At 52.9% G+C, this 17,095-nt stretch carries 16 protein-coding genes, 1 tRNA gene and 1 pseudogene; 5 read left to right on the plus strand and 13 right to left on the minus strand.

What is annotated here, in order from left to right; genetic code table 11:
- The 7 genes from ACRZ91_RS21680 to ACRZ91_RS21710 all read right to left on the minus strand — a co-directional run.
- A partial coding sequence (locus tag ACRZ91_RS21680; protein WP_480908541.1) for a hypothetical protein occupies nucleotides 1-225 on the minus strand: 225 nt, incomplete at its 3' end.
- Between the two features lie 3 nt (nucleotides 226-228).
- Nucleotides 229-408 carry a hypothetical protein gene (locus ACRZ91_RS21685; protein ID WP_170334774.1) on the minus strand — a complete coding sequence of 60 codons (180 nt, stop codon included), beginning with the start codon at nucleotides 406-408 and terminating at the stop codon, nucleotides 229-231.
- Entirely contained in the window at nucleotides 408-914 is a 507-nt protein-coding gene (locus ACRZ91_RS21690) for a hypothetical protein (protein ID WP_170334775.1), read from the minus strand. Before ACRZ91_RS21690 ends, ACRZ91_RS21685 begins: the two co-directional genes overlap by 1 nt.
- Before the next feature lie 19 nt (nucleotides 915-933).
- Nucleotides 934-1,027, minus strand: a tRNA-OTHER gene (locus tag ACRZ91_RS21695).
- A gap of 947 nt (nucleotides 1,028-1,974) precedes the next feature.
- Nucleotides 1,975-2,886, minus strand: coding sequence for a PhzF family phenazine biosynthesis protein (locus tag ACRZ91_RS21700; RefSeq protein WP_480908544.1), 912 nt, complete (start codon nucleotides 2,884-2,886; stop codon nucleotides 1,975-1,977).
- A 54-nt stretch (nucleotides 2,887-2,940) separates the two neighbouring features.
- Entirely contained in the window at nucleotides 2,941-3,921 is a 981-nt protein-coding gene (locus ACRZ91_RS21705) for an alpha/beta fold hydrolase (protein ID WP_480908546.1), read from the minus strand.
- Nucleotides 3,922-3,981: 60 nt separating this feature from the next.
- Nucleotides 3,982-4,608 carry a pyridoxamine 5'-phosphate oxidase family protein gene (locus tag ACRZ91_RS21710; protein ID WP_480908548.1) on the minus strand — a complete coding sequence of 209 codons (627 nt, stop codon included), beginning with the start codon at nucleotides 4,606-4,608 and terminating at the stop codon, nucleotides 3,982-3,984.
- A 118-nt stretch (nucleotides 4,609-4,726) separates the two neighbouring features.
- Here ACRZ91_RS21710 and ACRZ91_RS21715 point away from each other — a divergent pair, with 118 nt between their 5' ends.
- Nucleotides 4,727-5,656, plus strand: a complete 930-nt coding sequence (locus ACRZ91_RS21715) for a LysR family transcriptional regulator (protein WP_480457046.1) — start codon at nucleotides 4,727-4,729, stop codon at nucleotides 5,654-5,656.
- Nucleotides 5,657-5,675: 19 nt separating this feature from the next.
- On the opposite strand, the gene ACRZ91_RS21720 is transcribed toward ACRZ91_RS21715, so the two are convergent.
- The 4 genes from ACRZ91_RS21720 to ACRZ91_RS21735 form a co-directional block, all read right to left on the minus strand.
- Nucleotides 5,676-6,245, minus strand: a complete 570-nt coding sequence (locus tag ACRZ91_RS21720) for a carboxymuconolactone decarboxylase family protein (protein WP_480908550.1) — start codon at nucleotides 6,243-6,245, stop codon at nucleotides 5,676-5,678.
- Between the two features lie 137 nt (nucleotides 6,246-6,382).
- Entirely contained in the window at nucleotides 6,383-6,868 is a 486-nt protein-coding gene (locus tag ACRZ91_RS21725) for a YHS domain-containing (seleno)protein (protein ID WP_480908552.1), read from the minus strand.
- A gap of 48 nt (nucleotides 6,869-6,916) precedes the next feature.
- Nucleotides 6,917-7,783, minus strand: a complete 867-nt coding sequence (locus ACRZ91_RS21730; RefSeq protein WP_480908554.1) for a cysteine hydrolase family protein — start codon at nucleotides 7,781-7,783, stop codon at nucleotides 6,917-6,919.
- A gap of 161 nt (nucleotides 7,784-7,944) precedes the next feature.
- Complete coding sequence (locus ACRZ91_RS21735) at nucleotides 7,945-8,955, minus strand: AraC family transcriptional regulator (RefSeq protein ID WP_480908556.1); 1,011 nt, start codon at nucleotides 8,953-8,955, stop codon at nucleotides 7,945-7,947.
- A gap of 246 nt (nucleotides 8,956-9,201) precedes the next feature.
- Here ACRZ91_RS21735 and ACRZ91_RS21740 point away from each other — a divergent pair, with 246 nt between their 5' ends.
- The gene (locus ACRZ91_RS21740; protein ID WP_480908563.1) at nucleotides 9,202-10,029 is read left to right on the plus strand and encodes a bile acid:sodium symporter family protein; all 828 of its coding nucleotides are present in this window, start codon (nucleotides 9,202-9,204) and stop codon (nucleotides 10,027-10,029) included.
- Nucleotides 10,030-10,328: 299 nt separating this feature from the next.
- Here ACRZ91_RS21740 and ACRZ91_RS21745 read toward each other — a convergent pair whose 3' ends face one another.
- Nucleotides 10,329-12,203, minus strand: coding sequence for a DUF3604 domain-containing protein (locus ACRZ91_RS21745; RefSeq protein ID WP_480654313.1), 1,875 nt, complete (start codon nucleotides 12,201-12,203; stop codon nucleotides 10,329-10,331).
- A 227-nt stretch (nucleotides 12,204-12,430) separates the two neighbouring features.
- Complete coding sequence (locus tag ACRZ91_RS21750) at nucleotides 12,431-13,696, minus strand: TAXI family TRAP transporter solute-binding subunit (RefSeq protein WP_480908558.1); 1,266 nt, start codon at nucleotides 13,694-13,696, stop codon at nucleotides 12,431-12,433.
- Between the two features lie 522 nt (nucleotides 13,697-14,218).
- On the opposite strand from ACRZ91_RS21750, the gene ACRZ91_RS21755 reads away from it, so the two are divergent.
- The 3 genes and pseudogenes from ACRZ91_RS21755 to ACRZ91_RS21765 form a co-directional block, all read left to right on the plus strand.
- Nucleotides 14,219-14,995 (plus strand): 2-keto-4-pentenoate hydratase, encoded by a 777-nt coding sequence (locus ACRZ91_RS21755; protein ID WP_480908560.1) that lies wholly within the window; start codon nucleotides 14,219-14,221, stop codon nucleotides 14,993-14,995.
- Nucleotides 14,996-15,103: 108 nt separating this feature from the next.
- Nucleotides 15,104-16,576, plus strand: a complete 1,473-nt coding sequence (locus ACRZ91_RS21760; protein ID WP_480908561.1) for a DUF2779 domain-containing protein — start codon at nucleotides 15,104-15,106, stop codon at nucleotides 16,574-16,576.
- An 84-nt stretch (nucleotides 16,577-16,660) separates the two neighbouring features.
- Nucleotides 16,661-17,095 (plus strand): annotated as a pseudogene (locus ACRZ91_RS21765) (hypothetical protein); the annotation flags it as partial.

The following is a 17,095-nucleotide window of genomic DNA, read 5'->3' on the forward strand; positions in this document are numbered from 1 at the left end:
CATACGGTCGACCACTTCGCGTTCATCACACTCGACATGCAGACCCTCGGTCGACCATGTGACGTCAGAGACGTGCGGAGCTGGGTAGTTGTGCGCCATCACCAAACGCATTTCTTCGGCGTACCAGGCGTCAAATGAGCGGAGATCATCTGGCGCTCCATGGTCCTCGATCACACCTCGGACCTTTTCCCGGAATTCCTTCCAGCTCTTTTCGATATCATCCATCAGTCACATTCTCCAGAACTTGGTCTTGTTGAGATGGAAGCCCCCTCTCGAGACTTGGCAAAGGGCAATCGGCGGGACATGACCTGTGGCCAGCGAGCCAGTATTCATGAGCTTCCGGGCGTAGTCCTCATCATCGTTGCCTTCCATAATTCTATTGAAGATCACCTGTTGTTCGGCGGTCATCACCAGTCCTTCTTCACGCACGCGGGGCACCGATTACGGTCATCCGTTCGGTCAATCTGGCCGTAATATCCGCAGACACCGCAGGTCATTCGATCTCGAATGGGCTTCTGTCGAACGCCAAAAAGCCTCTTCCTTTCAGGGTGGCGCTTGCTTGCGACTTCATGCGCGCACCAACAACACAGTGTAGTGTACCAGCCGTCCAACAGCTGGGTCTCGGCAGCGTTTGAGCATCGCTCACAGGTACGATTTGCTCGTGCAATCGTCGCAGCAATCATCGACTGGATGCATCGATCATCACACCTGTGGTAGATGCGGAGCTCTCCCAGCTTTTCCTTGATCTGGAGGATGAAGGGGTAGGTGGCATCCTTTAGATCGCAGTGTTCTTTGATCTCTGTGAAGAGCGTCGTGACCAAGCCGGACCACCCTTCGGGTGTGCGGCCGAGGTTCTTCTCGACCGACTGCTTGATGTCGTTGAAATCAATTGTGTTCGTGACGTCGTTCGCCATGTCTGACGCCTCCTGAGGATGGTAGGAGGCGTCGGAATCGAACCGACTCGTGCACTCTAATCTGGAGCAATTACAAGGATATAAGCCTCGCCCGCATACCAATGCTGCCTCCCGCGGATTTCGCGTGGGTTATCGACCTCAGGCCGATATTCGATGGCAGTGGATGCGTGTGAACGTCATGACCGCAAGCTGAACCAGTTCGTATAACCATGTCAAGACGGAGCATGCTGCACTTCGAAATTCACCGCGTAGTTCTGGGAACCTTCTAGCTTAGCGTGTGCTAAATTGAATTAGGCAACTTATCTGGGGTCGCTCTCAGAGCGTAAAACGATTCGATGCTCTGCGTTCCGGACTCGAACTCTGAAGCTTCGCCAAAGATCAAAACTCACCTCAGTGATCGAGTTTCTGGAGATAGTTCAAACACCGCAGCATGTCCGCATCGGATTGATAGTCGCAGGCCCAACATTGGACTCCATCAAGCTGCGACCAGTCTATGGTGCGCATCCGCTCTTTTAGCGCTTCTAAGTCTAGCGTTCTGTTTCGACCGATATGTTCTATGACGTGACGTATCAGCCGAATGCATATCGAGCCCCCACCGCCGGAATTTTATTTTGGGATCTATCGCAAGCGTGCAAGTGAGCTGCATTCTGCAAACGTGAGTTGAAATTTGCCAATCAAAGCGTAGCTGTGATTGAAGGAAAATACCAAAAAGTTGTAGGGCTTGTTCAGAAACCACTGCCAATTGAGCGTGTACTTTGAACCACGCAAACTTATGGGCAAATCGTGCAAAGTAATGCGCAAACGTCGCGTAAAGTTATGGGCGAGCACACTTGAATTTCATGAATGAAATCAACGAAAGGAATGCAGCGTTATGCGCGTACCTACATCTAGTGTAGCGTTGAGCAGAGAACACAAATTGCTTCTCCGTACCGTAAGGTCAGCGATGCGCAGGAATCCGGACTTTTCAAAATTCAGCGGACGGCCCAATTCGGACGTTGCCCAATGGGCGTCGTTGCTGCGGTGCAGCCCGCAAAGCCAGCCATTCGCCGCGAGCGCAACGCTAGAAACCAATTCGACGCGAGCACATGACCTTGCCGAAACCACCTGCCAAGAGGCCAGAGATTGTTCCATTATCGATTTCCAGATCGATTTTTATTAGGCTCGGGCTCGCCGGGTTCATAAACACCCCTTGTTCGATTTGAAATGATCGTTGAGATGATCCGACAAAGTCGTGCAATACACATGCTAAGGGCCCCGCAGCCATCCCCGTCGCGGCTTCTTCCTCAATCGCGTATCGGGGCGCAAACATGCGGGTTGTAGCGTCTCGGTCGGTCGCCGATGGGTCTCTTGTGAAGACGTAGTAGCCGATCAAATCCAGTCGTTCGCTGATTTGCGTGATTTTGGCAAAATCTGGTTTCACATTGGCAAGACCATCGGCATCAGCGAGGCCGATGACAATGAAACTGTTACCGGTATTGACTAAAATCGGTGGTATTTCCTGATCAAGGTGATGTCTGCTGATCCCAAGGGAGTTCAGTACATCGTCGATGCTTACACCTTTTTCCACCCATTCCTCTGGTATCGCGTATTTTGGGGCTAGCTGTTCCATATAGGCGGCGCCCTCTTTCATTAGTATGCGCCTTGGCCCATCAACTGTCTCCTTCGAGGTGTTGGGATTGGGAATCCGGCCCAGCGCGTCAAGGTGAGAGAAGGCGGCAATTGTTGCATGACCGCAATGAGCGATGCGCCTGTTCGGTGTGAAGAAATCCAGTTTGAAGCCCTCTGTCTTGGACTGCGACACAAAGGCCGTTTCGGACAATCCTACCCTTGCCGCGACGGTTTGCATTTCCTGTTCGCCCAATTCATCAGCATCCAGGACGACGCCTGCGGGATTTCCACCGGCGCCACCGTCGACAAAGCCGTGTACGATTTCAACCGTTACCTGTCTGACAGTATTTGCTTGCGTATTCATTGGTTTTCTCCATGCGTCGGCCGCACCTTTGAGCATGGTGCGGCCAGTTTTACGTCAGTTGCTGGCGGCGGTGATGCGATTCAGAAAGGCGGTCATTTGCGCCGCAATCTCGGGCCCATATTCTTCCAGCGCGAAGTGACCCGTATCGAGCAGATGAAAATCGAGATCATTCAGATCGCTTTCATAGGGATAGGCGCCTTCGACCGGAAAGATGTGATCATTCTTACCCCACATCAGTAGCGCCGGGGGTTGATGCTTCCGAAACAGCGCTTGCCATTTTGGGTACTCGGCAACATTGGTGCCGTAGTCTAGGAAGAGTTCAAGTTGCACCTCTTGATTACCTTTGCGGTCGAGCAGGTATTGGACATGCCAATAATTGTCGGGACTGATCAGTTCCGGTTTTTTAACGCCGTGGGTGAACTGCCATTTGGTTGCATCCAGAGTGAGGAATCCACGAAGCTGGTCGCCGTTCTCTTGCGATGGGTCGGCCCAATAAGCTTTGATTGGATCCCAGAACTCGCGCAGCCCTTCCTCGTAAGCATTCCCGTTTTGAATGATGAAGCCGGTTACCCGCTCGGGCTGTTCCGCAAACATACGGAAACCAACCGGGGCACCGTAATCCATCAGATAGACCGCATATTGATCGACACCCTTCCGGTCGAGCAGAGACGTCATAATTTCGGCAATGTTCGCAAAGGAATACTCGAAATTCTCGGCTTTTGGCATGTCCGACGCTCCAAATCCGGGAAAATCGGGTGCGATCACGTGGTAGTGCTTGGCCAGTTCAGGGATAAGGTTGCGGAACATATGTGATGAGGTCGGAAAGCCATGAAGCAGCAGGACAGTAGGTCTGTTTGAGTCTCCGGCTTCACGATAGGCGATAGCGATGTCGCCGATTTCTTCCGTGCGGAAGCTGACGGCTTGCGCAACTTCAACTCCAGTCTCTGCGGCGATTGCTGGCGCCGGTGTAAATGGCGCAGCAATGGAAAGTGCGAGAATGCTGGCGCTCAGGACAGATTTCAGATTGCGCGACATGGATGTTTCCTTTCTTCAGGTTACGGCGTGCGTGCTTGAACGCGCGGGGCTTGATATCGGTCAGATTTGCTGACTCAGTGTCTCTTCGAGCCTTGCGTTTCGAGCTTTCAGTGCTTCCAGCTCAGTGCGAAGCGGGACGAGGTAATCTTCAAATTCTTCAAGGGTCAGGCGTTGGGGGATGTGCTGCGGGCAGTTCCAGTCCATTGCCTCAAGCTTGATCACAATCGCCCGCTCAGGATGAGCGCGATAGCCCGGCTCACTCAGGCGTTGCATCAGCGCCGGATCGGCATCGGCATCAATGAGTTTCGCCCGACCCCAGATCTTGAGGCGTCGCTGATTGGGATAATCCATCAGGATCAGCGAGATTCGGTCATTGTCCAGCAGATTCCCGGTGCTGAGATATTGCCGGTTGCCGCGGAAATCGGCGTAGGCAAGTGTCCGTTCATCCAACACTTTCAGAAAACCCGCAGGTCCACCGCGAAATTGTACATAGGGCCAGCCGGTTTCCGAGACTGTTGCCTGATAGAAGCCGTCTCTTTGCTCGATGAACCTGGCCTCGACCGGGCTGATAGAGTCCTCCTGACGCGTGCCGTCCAGAAACTTCGCGTAGCCGTTAGCTGACCCGTTTTTGGCCTGCGTTTCGCGAACGGAGGGCGTGAAGCTGATCTCTGCAAAGGGTCGTGCCATTGAATTCTCCATCTCGGCCTGGGCGATGCCCTGGGACTGAGGTGAAGTTAATTGGAGCTTTCAAGTTGCGGAATTTGGATACTTGGCAATATATTATTCAAAAATATGGAATAATGTCTTGGACAGATTTCACGCGTTAAAAGTCTTTGTGAAGGTCGCCGAACTAAAAGGTTTCGCTGCTGCGGCCCGCGACCTCAACATGTCACCACCGACAGTGACCCGAATGGTTTCTATGCTTGAGGACAGCCTCGGGCTACGTCTTTTTGTACGCACAACGCGCTCAGTGATGCTGACTGATAGCGGGCAAAGGTTTTTTGAGGATGCCAGACGTATTCTGGCTGACCTTGAAGAGGCCGAGCGCGCCGCTGTCGGTTCCTATGCCGAACCGACCGGGGAAATTAGTGTTACTGCATCAGTCCTGTTTGGCCGTATGTTCGTCACTCCAATTTTGGGCGATTTTCTGGATCTGTATCCAAAGCTCTCGGCGCGCACGCTCTATGTGGACCGCGTGGTCAATCTGATTGATGAGGGTCTCGACGTCGGGATCAGAATTGGCAACCTCGCTGATTCCAGTTTGATGGCTGTCAGGTGTGGCACGGTGAGGCAGGTCGTGTTTGCTTCCCGTAAATATCTTGACCGATATGGCGAACCAGATACGCCCGACGATTTATCCTGCCATGCAATCATTAATTCAACTGCCTTGAATGCATCGGCCCAATGGCATTTTCAACGGGGCAGAAAGACTGTCACCAAACGCATGAGCCCACGCATCAGCATGAACACAAATGACGCTGTGATCGAGTTGGCCTTGCAAGGTCATGGTGTCGGGCGGCTTCTGTCCTATCAAGTCGCACCCTACATTGCAGATGGGCGGCTCAAGACTGTTCTAAAGTCGTATGAACCACCCGAAGTCCCCATCCATCTTGTGCATCAAGAGGGACGAACCGTGTCTGCGAAGGTGCGCACTTTTGTTGACTTTGCTGTCGGACGTCTCAAATCGGATCCCCTTCTTGTCGGGAACCAAACACAGGTCCAAAAGCAAGATTAACAAATGGGCGGGCGTCGCGCTATTCAGCCACCGCCGCGACCGGGGCGATCCATGCATTTGGGACAAAGGCATCATCCAAAGCTGTGTCCGCCACATAGTTCGTATAGTTCGACAGGGTTTTCAACGCTGTGCCAAGGATGACTTCCAGCATAGATTGGCGTGTGTAACCAGCCGTCAGAAACGCCTCGACCTGCGCGTCGCTGGGCCAGCCCCGGCTTTCGTTGATCACGATGGCGAATTTGCGCAGCGCTTCCAACTTGGGGTCGGTAATGGGACTGCCATCGCGCAATGCCGCGATCACGTCTTCGGGGACACCGGCCATCTGTGAAAGAGTGGTATGGGCGGCCATGCAGTACTTGCACCCGTTCAACCGGTTGTTGGTCATAAGGATGATCTGGCGCTCGGTTTCTGACAGGCTGGTCTTTCCGAAGATGCTGGAAAGTGTTGTGTAGCCTTCCAGAATTGCGGGAGCTTCGGCCATGGCGGCATAAAGGATGGGGACAAAGCCATACCCTTTCAGCGATGCTTCCAGAATTGGTTTCGCCGCGTCAGGGGCGGAGGCGATTGTATAGGTCTCAAAATCAGTCATGTCTGGTTTCCTTTAGGAAGAGCTTTCGACGCACTCAAATTGTTCTTGCGGACAGCGCGTCTTGGAGAAATGCCGGTCTTTTGGGGAGGGGCGAGGCAGCGGTGGCTCCGACCGGCAAAAGCCACCAAACTCCTCAATCATAGGCTGCCGACAGGCGTGTGGTGGATGTCTGCCCACTTGGCATGGGCGCCTTGGATCACGGTCTCTTTGTCCTCAAGGTACTTCTTGAAGATGTCCTCATTCACAAAGAGATAGAGCTTGTCGTCCACGATATCGGCATACCGAACATCGCCATCAAGCTTCTTGCCTACATAGACGCCAAAGGTGCAGAACCCGCCGAATTGAGGCAGATGTGCCGTCGGATCCGCTTCGAATGTAGCTTGCGCCGCTTGCGACGCAAAATAGTAGTCCACACCATCATGGGGCGACGTGTAAGTGGCGTTGCCCATCTCAGGATTCTCGGCTTCAAACATCGACACAGGATCGACGCCGTGCATGCCGAGGGGGTGTCCAGTCAGGGTAAGACTGTTCGAAACGTTGTATTCATCGTCGGCCAATGCCGCCGCCACCAAGGCGAGAGTCAACGCTGTTGTAAGTGTGGGAAATGTAAAGATGCGTGTCATGATATGTCCTTTCAGGATGTTAGGATCAAATTGGAAGATCGGTTTGGGTCAGGCCGATTGGCCAATGCGCTCAACCGCGTCGTCAGTCCACCAGACGCCGTTGGCGACCATGCGGAAGTTGATGATGGCTGCGAGATACCCGTCACCTTCAGGCACCTTGGCTCCGGCCGTGGCATCGCGAACGACAGCAACTTCGTAGCCCAGCTCCAGCAGTTCGTAGAGATGCGCTTGCGTACACAGGTTCGCCGACATCCCCGCAAGGATCACCTTGTCGATCTTGCGCTTGCGCAACTGCAGGTTCAGGTCGTTCTGAGCAGGGCTATAAACCTTGTGGGGCGAACAAATGATGGTTTCGCCATCCTCAATGTACTTTTTGTACTGCGGCATCCAGTCGGCACCTGAGCCCTCGAAATTGTCCAGGTTGAGCGGTCCCAGGCGGTCAAACATACCGATGCTGTGCATCGTGGCTTCCAGAGTGCCCTCGAACTCCCACTTGTGATCATGCGGGTAGTAATAGTGGGGCGAGATGAAGACCGGCATCCCCGCAGCCTTGGCAGCAATGAAAAGCCGTTCGATATTGTCGACGGTGCCCTGTTCGGTCACGCTTTCGCCAACGACGCCCCACGTCACACCGTCCTCTGACAGAAAATCAATTTGGGGATCGGTCACCACAAGCGCGGTACGCCCCGGTTCGATGGTCATGTCGATTTGGGGAAGGCCTGGATTTTCCGGGTCAGCGTAGTAGGCGCGGGCCTCATCGGTCGCCGCAAGGGCCTGCCCGCCAGCCGCGATTGTTGTTCCAGCAGCGGCCGCACCGGCGGCTTGCGTCAGGAGGCGGCGGCGCGCCATATCAACGCGTTCCGGCGTGACGTCGCAGCCGCAGCCGTTTCTATGTTTGTGGTCATGATTGCTCATTGCAAATTTCCTTTGTCTGAGTGGGGCAAAGCGGTTTGCCTTACTCGGCAGCGCCCCAAGTGGATCTGACAAAGAAGAAGTTAGGCACAACATTGGCCGAGGTATTGGCAGGCCCTGCCAAGGTTTTGACCGAACCTGCCATGTGGTCTTGAGGTGTGCGCCTAGTCGGAGGTCGCTTGCTGTCGGAAACGAGCGGGAGCCTGTCCGACCCAACGCTTGAAGGCGCGGCTGAACGTGCTCTGTTCCGAAAACCCGGTCATAAAGGCGATCTCGGCTATGGAAGCCTTACCGTCACGGAGCAGGTCACGAGCGAGTGCAACTTGTGCCTGACCAAGAACGTCGCGATAGGTCAGCCCTTCTTCGGCCAACCTGCGGTAAAGAGTGCGCTCGCTCATTCCCATCTCTTGGGCGACATGCGCCGCCTGCGGTGCGCCGTTACTTAGGGCTGGCGTAAGCCGGTGGACAATTGCTTGGCTCAGTGAGGTGTCGTCATCGCGAGAGTTGAACTCCTCATCCAGGTGCTTCGTCATGAAATCTGACAAGCCCGGATCGCCAAGACGATTTTCGCTTTCCAGCATAGCAGGGCGCATAGCAATGGCGTTGTGGGCGCTCCCAAATCGAACCGGGCACCCGAAATATTCGGCGTAACGCTCTGGTTCTTGTCTGCATGGATGCTGAAACGTGACATATGCGAGCGACAACCCATCACCCACAAACCGATGCATGTTCCTCGCAAAGGCCGCAAGCGCGCATTCGTTGCGCAGCTCCAAGGCAGCGCGATGTGAAGTTTGTCCCTCAAAAATCCAAAGGACCGGATCGCCGGTTTCATCAAGTCTGTAAACTGCGGTGTCCGTTACGAGACGAAAATAACGCTCGATCCGTTGCAAAGATTGCCGCAAGGTCGGAGCTGTCTTTACGGCCAAGCCAAGTACGCCGAGATCATCGGTCGCAATCGCGTTCGCATAGGCCTCAACCAACGCGGCCTCGTCCGCTTGTTGCGCACGAATCCAATCGATCAGATCGAAATACGTATCATCCGCCAATTGGCCGTCTTGAGCTTCTGGTAAACGCAGCACGACAGCGCCATTCGAAATCAGGGCGCCATCGTCGTTCAGCGTCATCCCGGCGGCGTTGGCCATCGCGCGGGCGAATGCGTAAGTTACACTTGCCATACAGTGAGATTAGCACTGGAAAGCTCTTTCACGCCAGATCGTCCAACCCTGTGATAGGTATAATAAATAAAGACAGCCTAGATCTTCGGGCGCTTGAGGATAAATGCGCCAAACTGATAAACCTCGTCATCAGATTTTCTGAACGGTATCGTCCGAGAACGTGCGCGAAGCATGCAGTCATCGAGGTCATGATAGATGGGCGAAATTTTCATATCTGTGCTGCTGCCGCTCGCAGTTGTTGTCATCATGTTCTGCCTTGGCCTCGGACTCACAGCGGCTGACTTTCAACGCATCGGACGACGTCCACGGGCCTTTTGCGTCGGCGCTCTCAACCAGATCATTTTGCTGCCTTGCATCGCTTTGATGGTGACTTTTATCTTTGGGATTTCCGCTGAGACAGCCGTTGGCATCATGATTTTAGCGGCCTGTCCGGGCGGGGCGATCAGTAACATCGTGACCAAGCTTTCGAATTGGGATGTCGCTTTGTCGGTTACTCTTACAGCAGTCTTCAGTCTGACTTGTGTCGTTACCGTACCGCTCATCCTGGGGTTTTCGATGCAGATGTTCATGGGGGCAACTGCGCCCGCTATCGACATTTCGTCGACGGCTATAGCAATATTTTTTTTAACAGCTTCACCGATCCTAGTCGGGGTGATCGCGCGATCCTTGGCGCCGCGAATTGTAGCCGCTGTCGAACCAATCTTTAGCAAGGTCTCTATGCTACTTTTTGCGATGGTCATCGGAGGCGCGATCATTTCAAACTGGGTGGTGGTCGCGGATAACTACCTTAGGCTTGGACCCGCACTTTTTGTTGTAGGTGCGTCACTCACGTTTATTGGCATCATGAGTTCAGGGATGCTCGGATGCACAGACATCGAGGCTAAGACGATTTCAATTGAGACCGGCGTTCAAAACGGAGCTTTGGGAATCGCAATTGCCACTTTGCTGTTGCCTAACACCAATGGGTTAAGCGAATATGCCATCCCATCCGCAATATATAGCGTGGTCTGGATCGTAACAATGTTGCCTGTCTTCGCTTTCCTTGCGCGAAGAAGCCCAATTTCAAGATCCTGACGCCTATTTGCTAGCTCTGGTTATGCGCTGAGCCAGGCCCCTTTGTTTCCATGCCAGAGCGCCATCTAGTCAAAGAGCGATCAAGGAGCTCCCAAGCCCTCTGTGGAACGGCCGCTTTGGCGATTTTCCCTGTTGAAGGAAAAAGCTGTTGCTGCCAGTGTGGTGGATCCTGCGTCAGCGAAGGTGTAGACTCCAAGGTCAGTTTTGTCCCGCAGTGCCGTCATTCAGGCCTGGAGCAGCTAAGGTCCGCTTTTAGCCCAGAGCAGACTAAGTGATACTTAGTCTTCACCTAATATCACTCATCCCTGAGGTGTGTACCAAATTGGTGATGTGTAGGCCCGCTCCTGTATCGAGCGCGGCGCTTCGTCTGGGATCTCCGTTCCGAACACCTTTGCATCGTATGTCGTCCAACGCGGCGTTGGTATTGCCAGCACTCTGACATAGTAAAACGCGCTTTGCGTCGGGTCGAAGTTCGGGTCTTTCCAATATCCGGCGAGAATTGCCTGGCCGATGTCATTTGTCCAATACGCGTTTTCTACATCCACCGTATTGCCAACCGGGCCCTCACACGCCGTGTTTACAAGCTCACGCCCGCCACAAGCAACATCATAAACACGTTCCGAAGTTGTGCCGTCACTGTTCAGCCAGCCTTTGACAATCTGAATACGGTCGAGGTTGGCCCCATCGGGGTCACGGAGCGCACGGACGAGAAGGCGCGGAGACCGACCGTCACTATCCGCTGGCAAATCCGCCCCCATGGGGACGCCATTTTCATATCCATACGCGGCAAAATCCGCTCGTGGCAGGTCTGTTTCGTCGAATTCAAATCCGGCAAAAACGCGAATACGCATGTGCGGTCCCGTGGTCGCATAGACCTCCTTCCGAGCAAAAGCATCCCAAATGGCCTCGCGGGTGTTTTCCCTTGCCCAAACGGCCGCCAAACCCGACGCCGAAGTCTGCCATGCATATTGGGCAACACTCTCGTCACCACCAATGCCGCCGACGACTTCTTCAAATCGGATCGGGTCAGCAGTAGGTTCAACAGCCGCGACTTTCCCGAAGAAATTGTCCTCGCCAACCGTGGACAGCGATGTATGAGCATCGGTTGAACCGATCACGCCAAATTTGAAAGGGTTTGTCCCTGTTTCCGCCTCGTATCCAAGCCCCCGCCGCAATGCTGCCCGCGCATACTCGCGTGGAAGCATCTCCGGTGTCTTGGGCTCTGGTCCAAGTTGTCCTTTGTCCCACGTTTCGAAGTCAGCAAATTCATCGTCTGGTGACAGCATGGGATGTGCTTCGCCGTCACCTTTCATTTGCGTGATTTCGTAGATCGGTTCCCACTTGGCACGCTGTTTGAAATACTCAACATCGAACGCTTCGCCGGACAAGCGCACTTCGTCGAACATCAACCCGTTGGACAAATTGCCATTGTGCGGGATCGCGAGCAGCTTTTGGCCTGTTGTCTCTTCGGCTTGTTCCATCCATGCCCAAAGGTCTTCGGGGTCAAAGCTATCAAAGTTCGAGAACGGGATGATCTTGTCAGCGCCCTCTTTGTCACCGTTGAATATGACATTCCTGTGCAGATTGTTCCGCTGTGGGTTTGAGGTCCACTCGAACCCGATAAGCGCAGTAAACAAACCCGGTTGATTGTGTGCCTCAGCGGCAGAGGTAATGTTGCTCCACGCCGTTTGGTAAATCTCCTGATAATCCGCCAATGGGTCTGTGCCAGTGGACTTGGCTTGGCTCCAAATCGACCATGCGCCAACGGGATCACCGGCCTCGACAGCCGCGTTCAGTTGCTGGCCAAACTCCGTGGAGAGCAGCGTGGCATCTTTGGCTGAGAGCAACGGCGCAAGACCAAGGTTCTCGGCGTGATCGGCGATAACCAGAAAATCCAATGGTCGGCGCAACCTCGCTTCGACTCCGGTGCTGGATATAACGACTTCGCCTTTGGCAAACCTGTACGCTTCATCAGGGCCAAGTACATTCCCGATCATGCCGGCATCAGCAGAGTACGATGTGTGCAAATGGGTGTCACCGAAAAAGACCTGATTAGGGAAGTCTTGCTGCGGGTAAGGAGAATACTCTCTGTCGCCAGGTTGAGTGCTTGGGACGTCCTCAGCGTGCGCACCAGCCGCAAGCGCGATAGTCAGAATAGATGCTAAACGGATCATTTCCTAACCTCATATTTTGTTCAAACCTAACAACGCTCAATACAAGTAACTATGACGCATAATCTGAACTCTATTCGTCCAGCACAGCCGCCGCTCAATAAATCTCTGCGAACGATGGCTGCGACCCCAAAACGGCGTACACGCAATAACTAAAGCACACACCTGTATCGAAGTCTCAAATTAAAAAGGTATTTTAGCGCGGATTGCTTGCGAACGTTGAGGTTTCATCAACTTTTTGCAGTTTGGCGACGCGCAATCTCCTGTCGAATTAGGTCTATGTGCAAACGTGCATCATATGCTCCCCGGCGGTATGCGAGCGGCAGATTCAGATTTGCAAGCGCGGTGTCCACGTTTTCGATATTTTTGGCGACTTCTTCAACCTCAGTTGAGGTCTGTGCCTTGCTGAGTTCCTCCTCAAGCGCCATGATACGCTGATAAAAACGCCAGACCCGGCGCTTTTGAAACCACACGTAACTGGACGGGACTATCCGCAAAAACGGTACTAAGAACAACAAAGGCAACAGCAATAACAGTACGCTGCCAAACTGGGCTGCGATCCAATATGGCAAGACGCCATGCAAAAAGTTTGGCCCAGAGTTTATGAGTTCTGTGGCAATTTTGTTCAGTGGTACAGGCGGTGAAGCCGTGTTCGGATACTCGCGCGCACTTTGCAAAATATTAGGTTCGCTATGAATGTTCTTTGCTGCATTCACTAACCTATCGGTTACTGCAGGGTGCAGATCGGATGCGGCGATAAGTGAAGCTCGCAATGCTAAGATCTTGACGTCCTCTGGTGGTCTTGGAGGGTCAAGTGTGATTGATCCTGCCGGTACAGTTACCGAATTCGCTCCGGAAAGTTTCAATGCAAGGGCATCGACCAAAGCCATAGGGACGAAAATGATTTCTGGATCAAAAATTGCATCCATAAGGTAAGGTGCATCGAGTGGAGCGACAAACAACGCCGCATCCGCTTCGTTGGCATATAACGCCTTTATCGCATCATTGCCCCCGACATCGACGAGGTTTATGCCGACATTTTGCAACTCGGCGGCCTCAATTAGCGCTAAAGCGGCGGCGCGAGTACCGGACGCCTTGGTTCCTGCAGCTAAGCGAATGTCTTCCCATTCTCCTGCATTGGTCCCGACTGGACTAGACTTTCCGCGGAACACCACCATGGGTTCAAGAAAAATGGCGCCCAAAGACTGTAAGTTTTCGTCCTGAGGTAATTCCAGGCCACCCTGAACAAATGCGGCGTCCACTTCGCCAGAAACAAGTTTCTGAATGTTCTCAACGGACCCCTCAGTTTCAACTAAAATTACCTGAATGCCGTCACGTGCAAGTTCTGCTTTGTAGAGTTGTCCAACTTGCCAATATCCGCCGCCGCTTATGCCAGCGGCCAGCTTAATACTGTTGGGCGGTTTCAAGCCAAAGATCAGAAAAACAAGCAACCCGATAAACATAATCGGAAAGAGAATGAAAAGAGCTAAGCGCATTTATTCTCACATTCAGATGATCGGAACCGATAATTCGTTCTCATTTGATAGCAGTCTTTTTGCCAACGAGAAACCGATCACAGTGGGTAGCACTCGAAAGTTGGAGTTCTTCGGTTCAAGTATCCCTGAAGAATAAGTTGGTTGCGCAAAAAACCAAGAGCGCTTGAACGAGGTTGAAATCAAAAACTGGCCGTCTAAGCAACGGTTTATCCTATCGTAAACCAGAGTTTTAGTTTTGTCTTTTTGTCGGCAATGTCCCGCATCTCGGAAATTGCAAAGTCTTGTTGCGAATGTCCGGTTTAGGCTGTCTGCGGTCCTTCGGTGAAAGCGGGCCAATGGCGGCAAAGTCCGCAACTCAGGCGTTGCCCCGATTATGTCGAACATCCGCTGATAGTAGAAACTGCCGTTTAAGTTCGAGACACTTCATAGGTCCTGAACCTAGACTTAGGCGGAGATCACCATCCCGGTTCTTCAAAACCTCGCTTGCATCGCAATCCAGCGTTCGGCGCGTATAATGCGAATATGACAAGAGATATTGAATCTAACGCTCAGAAAATCGCTGATGCCCTGAGCTCTGCCCAGCAGATATCTAAACTGTCTTCAGAGGCAGAACGGCTAACGCTGGATGACGCATATTCGATTGCAAGTCGCGTCCGAGAGCTTCAGGGTAAAAAGAGAGTCGGCCGAAAAGTCGGCTTCACGAACCGCACGATTTGGCCTGTTTATGGTGTGGATCAACCCATTTGGGGAGAGGTCCACGCAGATGGTCTGTTTTCGACTGATCAGCCGGTAAGTTTGGCAAGGTATTCAGAACCGAGAATCGAACCAGAAATCGTACTAGGCCTTGGCTATGTCCCGACGGCTGAAATGAACAATGAGCAGTTGGCAGGTTGCGTGGAGTGGGTCGCTCCGGGATTTGAAATTGTTCAATCGATTTATCCCAAATGGAAATTCTCGGTCGAAGACTCAATCGCAGCACAAGGACTGCACGGCTGCCTTGTTCTTGGCGACAAAATCGCGGCGACGCATGATGTTTTGATCGGCTTGGCCGAAGTGCCACTAGCATTGTTCAAGGGCACCGAGGCTATCGAGTCCGGCAAGGGGGAAAACGCGCTTGGAGGCCCAATTGAAGTCCTGGCTCATCTTGTGTCTCTGCTCTCCGAAGCCGACCAGCTTCAAGGAGGCGAGCTGGTTACAACCGGTACTTTGACAGACGCATGGCCAGTGTCTCCGGGTGAAGAATGGTCAGCTGGTTTTGGTGGCGTGATGGACACCGAGCTATCAGTACGATTTACATGAGGCTTTGGTAGAGTGGTGACGCCGACTGCACCAAAGAAAAGTTACTCTCAATAGCTGACCATGATGGTCTTCCACTGGTTTCATCAATTCTGGGATGCAAGTTACACCATGCTATCCAAATCAGATTACATGATGTTTCTCAGGCACCCCGCCTGGCTATGGATCAAGAAACACGCCAGGCATCTGTTGCCGCCGATTGACCCTTCATTGCAAGCGCGTTTTGACGAGGGGCACGCGTTTGAGCCTTATGCTGAGGAGCTATTTGGTGATCTCGTTCGCCTCGGTTTTTCAGATTTTTCAGAATACCAAGCTCTGCCCGCGCGCACTCTGGATGCTTGGAGAGATGGTGCGAACGCCGTGGCACAGGGACGCTATGAAGATGGAACCATAACTTGCATCTCCGACATCGTGAGCCGTAATGGCGATGGGTACGTTCTGACAGAGATCAAGAGCGGGACATCTGCAAAGCCCGAACATACTTTTGATCTCGCATTCCAGCGTGTCGTGCTTGAGGCAGCCGGGTTCCCCATTGTGCGCTGCGAAGTGGCACATGTGAACCGTGATTACGTCAGAAACGGCGAAATCAATCCGCGAGAGCTTGTCAGCATCACCGACATCACTGGTGCGGTGACTGAGCAGCTCGAAAAAACACGCACGCGTATCGATCAGGCATTGAGCGTCGTTGCCAGTGGTACGATGCCTGATCCGTCCCCCGAACGTGCGCGATTAAAATCCTACGCTGAATGGTTGGACATTCGCGAAAAACTTGACCCTCCAATCGTGCAAGACAGCATCCACCGCCTTCCGTTCATGAACGCGGAAAAAGCCTCCGAACTAATCGCAGACGGGATCACAAAGATTGACGAGATCAGTGATCCATCTGTGTTGGGCAAGTCGGCGCAACGCTACTTGAGAGCAGTGGCAAACGGTGCACGCACTATCGATCATCAGGAGTTAAGCAGGTTTCTGAGCGAGATTGTCTATCCGGTTTATTATTTTGACTACGAGACGTCTCAGAGTTTGCTGCCACCCTGGGACGGAACGCGTCCCTATCAGCAAGTCGCTTTCCAGTACTCCTTGCATATCCAGCATGAGCCCGGCGGAGAAAACGAGCACAGGGAGTATCTCCACCGAGACGCCAGTAACCCGATGCCAGCCTTACTGAAAAGGCTTCGTGAGGACATAGGAGACGTTGGCTCTGTAGTGGTTTGGTATGCTCCGTTCGAGAAATCACGCAATACGGAAATGGCGGAAACTTATCCAGAGCACGCTGAGTTTCTGGAAGGCTTAAACGCCCGCGTAGTTGATTTGATGCAGCCGTTTGCGGATGAAGTGATCAACGATCCCGCATTCAAGGGAAGCGCCTCTATCAAGGCCGTTCTTCCTGCGTTTTTGCCAGAACTTTCATACGATGATCTGGACATCACAGAGGGGGCAAGCGCGTCTCGCCTTTGGAAGGACGTAACACTGACTGAACCGGATGATCCAGCGCGCGAGAAGGTCTATACTGATCTTGTTGCGTATTGCACGCGTGACACCTGGGCAATGGTCGCAATTCATCGGGAATTGCTGGCGATGTGAGCTGTGGGAGAATTGAATTTGATGTGTCCTTGAAGTGAATTAGACTAAGATCCAACTGTTCAGATAGCTCATTAAGAGGACATCATGGCAGCTCCTTTAGTCCAAAACTGGGAACTGACCGCCGCCATCCAGGACATAGCAGATTGGCTGGTTCAACAGGGCTTAGAGAATGCGCCTGTGGAGCTCTGGCTTGAAGCATTCTGCAACCGTCTTGTTTCGGCAGGAATTCCGCTTCAAAGAGCAAACATCACTGTTCGCGCTCATCATCCCGAGATTGGGACTGTCGCTTTTCGCTGGCACAGGGATGGCGGTCATGAGCGAGAGAACTTTGTCCGAAGAACGGATGCACCTGAGGAATACGTTCTAAGCCCAATTTACTATCTTTTGGCAAACAACGTTGAAGAGATCAGACAAGATCTGACAGTCGAAGAACCCGCGCTCAACTTTCCGATCTTCGACGAACTTCGCGAGCGCGGTGCAACTGACTACTTCGCTGTTAAACGGTTTTTCCTTATTCAG

This window comes from Ruegeria sp. O11 (assembly GCF_056535285.1).

Excerpts from the sequence above, each read along its gene's own strand:
- ACRZ91_RS21710 (WP_480908548.1), bottom strand. The coding sequence starts at position 4,608 with ATGGCACGACCCTTTGCAGAGATCAGCTTCACGCCCTCCGTTCGCGAA.
- ACRZ91_RS21700 (WP_480908544.1), bottom strand. The coding sequence starts at position 2,886 with ATGAATACGCAAGCAAATACTGTCAGACAGGTAACGGTTGAAATCGTA.
- ACRZ91_RS21745 (WP_480654313.1), bottom strand. The coding sequence starts at position 12,203 with ATGATCCGTTTAGCATCTATTCTGACTATCGCGCTTGCGGCTGGTGCG.
- ACRZ91_RS21720 (WP_480908550.1), bottom strand. The coding sequence starts at position 6,245 with ATGACTGATTTTGAGACCTATACAATCGCCTCCGCCCCTGACGCGGCG.
- ACRZ91_RS21760 (WP_480908561.1), top strand. The coding sequence starts at position 15,104 with ATGCTATCCAAATCAGATTACATGATGTTTCTCAGGCACCCCGCCTGG.
- ACRZ91_RS21705 (WP_480908546.1), bottom strand. The coding sequence starts at position 3,921 with ATGTCGCGCAATCTGAAATCTGTCCTGAGCGCCAGCATTCTCGCACTT.
- ACRZ91_RS21755 (WP_480908560.1), top strand. The coding sequence starts at position 14,219 with ATGACAAGAGATATTGAATCTAACGCTCAGAAAATCGCTGATGCCCTG.
- ACRZ91_RS21740 (WP_480908563.1), top strand. The coding sequence starts at position 9,202 with ATGTTCTGCCTTGGCCTCGGACTCACAGCGGCTGACTTTCAACGCATC.
- ACRZ91_RS21725 (WP_480908552.1), bottom strand. The coding sequence starts at position 6,868 with ATGACACGCATCTTTACATTTCCCACACTTACAACAGCGTTGACTCTC.
- ACRZ91_RS21730 (WP_480908554.1), bottom strand. The coding sequence starts at position 7,783 with ATGAGCAATCATGACCACAAACATAGAAACGGCTGCGGCTGCGACGTC.
- ACRZ91_RS21735 (WP_480908556.1), bottom strand. The coding sequence starts at position 8,955 with ATGGCAAGTGTAACTTACGCATTCGCCCGCGCGATGGCCAACGCCGCC.
- ACRZ91_RS21750 (WP_480908558.1), bottom strand. The coding sequence starts at position 13,696 with ATGCGCTTAGCTCTTTTCATTCTCTTTCCGATTATGTTTATCGGGTTG.
- ACRZ91_RS21690 (WP_170334775.1), bottom strand. The coding sequence starts at position 914 with ATGGCGAACGACGTCACGAACACAATTGATTTCAACGACATCAAGCAG.
- ACRZ91_RS21685 (WP_170334774.1), bottom strand. The coding sequence starts at position 408 with ATGACCGCCGAACAACAGGTGATCTTCAATAGAATTATGGAAGGCAAC.